At 71.5% G+C, this 2,731-nt stretch carries 3 protein-coding genes; 1 reads left to right on the top strand and 2 read right to left on the bottom strand.

The window, feature by feature from the left end:
- Window positions 1–99 precede the first annotated feature (99 nt).
- Window positions 100–423, top strand: coding sequence for a hypothetical protein (locus ACFE7U_RS14495; RefSeq protein WP_375410424.1), 324 nt, complete (start codon window positions 100–102; stop codon window positions 421–423).
- Window positions 424–501: 78 nt separating this feature from the next.
- Here the strand turns inward: ACFE7U_RS14495 and ACFE7U_RS14490 are convergent, their stop codons facing one another.
- Both ACFE7U_RS14490 and ACFE7U_RS14485 read right to left on the bottom strand, forming a co-directional pair.
- Window positions 502–735 (bottom strand): hypothetical protein, encoded by a 234-nt coding sequence (locus tag ACFE7U_RS14490; protein ID WP_375410423.1) that lies wholly within the window; start codon window positions 733–735, stop codon window positions 502–504.
- Between the two features lie 335 nt (window positions 736–1,070).
- Entirely contained in the window at window positions 1,071–2,609 is a 1,539-nt protein-coding gene (locus tag ACFE7U_RS14485; protein WP_375410422.1) for an ATP-binding protein, read from the bottom strand.
- Window positions 2,610–2,731: the final 122 nt, after the last annotated feature.

The following is a 2,731-nucleotide window of genomic DNA, read 5'->3' as shown; positions in this document are numbered from 1 at the left end:
CTTGCCAAGGCTGCGCCCCTTGCCAAGGCTGGGCCCTCATCGCAGGCCGCGAAGCCGCAATCCGCCCCATCGAGACAAGACGTCTCGCGCGATCGGCCGATGGCCCGCACACGGGTCGCCGACAAACCGCGCCGGCCGCGTCTCGCCGAGACGCGCGTTGCGCCGCCCCTGCGTCGGCCGGTCGCCGAGCGGCCTCTGGCGACGCGGCCCGTGGCGGCGCGCACCACGCAGCGCCCGGCCTACGCGCAGGAGCTGGCGCAGGGGCGGTTCGAGGGATTCGGGATGGACGAACGCAGCCGCCGCATCAGGGAGGCGGAGGAGGCCGGCTTCCTCGTCGTCCGCTCGCGCACCGTCGAGTTTCCGGATGGGCGCCGGATGAGGACCTACACGCCCTACGAGAAGACGGACGATTTCGACGACTGATCGGAATCTGGTTCTGCCGACGGAAAAAGCCCCGGCGGGAGGACCCGGCGAGGCGTGAGGGCAGTGATGCCGTCTGGATCAGCGGATGCGGCCGGGCCTTGCGGGCTCGAACACGATCCGACGGTGGAAGGCGCACCAGCTTTTGCCATCAGGCACGGATGCACCGCAGCACACGGCCTGGTCGCTCGGCTCGCCGATAATGAACTTGCAGACGAAAGCGCCCGATTGCGCGAAGGGCACCCGGAGATCGGCGGACGGTTCGGCGATGGCGTCGGCCTCGCCGATCTGGGACATGCGGACGAGTTGGTTCATCAGTGTCTTGAAACTCGCGAAGTTGGCTTGGCGTCGACGCCAGCGGGTAACGTCCCGTTTGGGAAAACGGATGGTCGCCGAGCGGACCCGTTTCCAGGGCGATCACCCGTCAGGACCGAACAGCAGCCACATCGGCAACGTCATGACTTTGTTATAACTGGGGTTGTTGAATCGGCAAACAAGTGCGACGGCGCACAACGGCCGCGATGCACTCATCTTCGCAGGCATGGTTTCCGGGCTCGAATCCATCACGGTGGATGGGCGGGCGCCCCTGGTCTTACAATCTGCGCAGCCTGTTCCGAGGCTACGGTCCCCTGTCGACACGAGGCGGGCGATTACTCGGCCGCGAACAACCCGAGGCCGGCTTCGGCCTCGGCGAGCGCCGTCGTCTTGGGGTCGCCCGGCGCCGTCTCGCAGCCGAGGCTTGGCAGGGCGACGATGCGGTTGCCGCGAAAATCCATGCGGCACACGATGGTGCCGCGGGTCTCGATATAGCTGAGGAGCCGCCGGGCACGGCCGGGCGAGCGGCTGCCGATCGCCCGGGCCAGGGCCTCGTCGCCGGGGCAGGGCTCGCCGGCGAGCGCGGCGCGGGCGAGGAGCAGGAACAGGCCCTGGACCTCGTCGGGCAGGGCGGCCGCATGCGTGCGGGCCTCCGCCCAGCGGGCATCGGCACCCTCGTCCGCGCCCACCGCGTCCTCGTCGACGCCGGCACGGGCGACGCCGAGGCGCCGGCGGAAGGCCGAGAGCGTGATCGCCTCGCCGTCGAGGCCGCGCATCCGGCAGCGCACCAGGAAATCCTGGTAGATCACCGCAACCGGCTGGCCGGCGGCGTCCCGGTCGTCGGCGATGCCGCGCAGGACCGCGTCGAGCTCTGTCCTGATTTCGGCCTCGGTCAGGGTCGCGGGCACTTCCACCGGCTCGGGGCGGTGGCGCCCGAGTTCGCGCATCAGGTCGGCCGGGCTGGTGCGCGGCGTGGGCGGCACCCGCGCCGGCGCGGTCCAGGCGGCGGGCTCGTCCTCGCCGCGGGTGAGGATGAGGGCACGCAGATCCGTCTCGTCGGCCTGCGGCAGCGGGATCAGGGTCGGCGAGCCCGAGCGCGCCGCGGTGAAGACCGGGCCGATGCGCAGGGCCAGCGGCCGCCGGCTCAGGGCAGGGCCGAGAGCCACGAACTCACCCCGCGCCAAGTCGCGAAACCGCTCGGCGCCGCGCCGGTCGAGGCCGAGAAGGTCGGCGGCCCGCGCCATGTCGATGTCGAGGAAGGTGCGACCCATCAGGAAGTTGGTCGCCTCGGCCGCGACGTTCTTGGCGAGCTTGGCGAGGCGCTGCGTCGCGATCACGCCGGCGAGACCCCGCTTGCGCCCCCGGCACATCAGGTTGGTCATGGCGCCGAGCGAGGCCTTCCGCGCCTCGTCCGAAACCTCGCCGGCCGCGGCCGGCGCGAAGACCTGGGCCTCGTCGACGACGACGAGGACGGGGTACCAATGGGCCCGCTCGGCCTCGAACAGCCCGCCGAGGAAGGCCGCGGCCGCACGCATCTGGCCTTCCGCGTCGAGGCTCTCGAGGTCGAGCACCACCGAGACCCGGTGCGCCCTGACGCGGGCGGCGATGGCCTGGAGGTCGGTTTCGCCATGGCTGCCGTCGACGACGACGTGGCCGTGGGCCTCCGCCAGCGTGACGAAGTCGCCCTCGGGATCGATCACCACCTGCTGCACCGCGCCGGCACTCTGCTCGAGCAGGCGGCGCAGCAGGTGGGACTTGCCCGACCCGGAATTGCCCTGGACCAGCAGGCGGGTCGCGAGAAGCTCCTCGAGGTCGAGCCGGGCCGGTTCCGCACCTGCGCCCAAGGCGACGCCCATCTCGATCCCGACCGTCATCGCTGCTCCGGTTGCCCGCCTGGACGGGATGGGCGGGCGCCGCCGCCCTGCCGCGCCGGATCCTAGCATGGGCGCAGGCCCGGCGACCCGTTCTCCCGTGATGACATCCACAGGAGGGTGCG

It is taken from the genome of uncultured Methylobacterium sp., assembly GCF_964251405.1.
In the GTDB taxonomy this organism is placed as follows: Bacteria; Pseudomonadota; Alphaproteobacteria; order Rhizobiales; family Beijerinckiaceae; genus Methylobacterium.
Note: the sequence above shows the minus strand (reverse complement) of the source record. Positions and strands in the feature narration are given on the sequence as shown.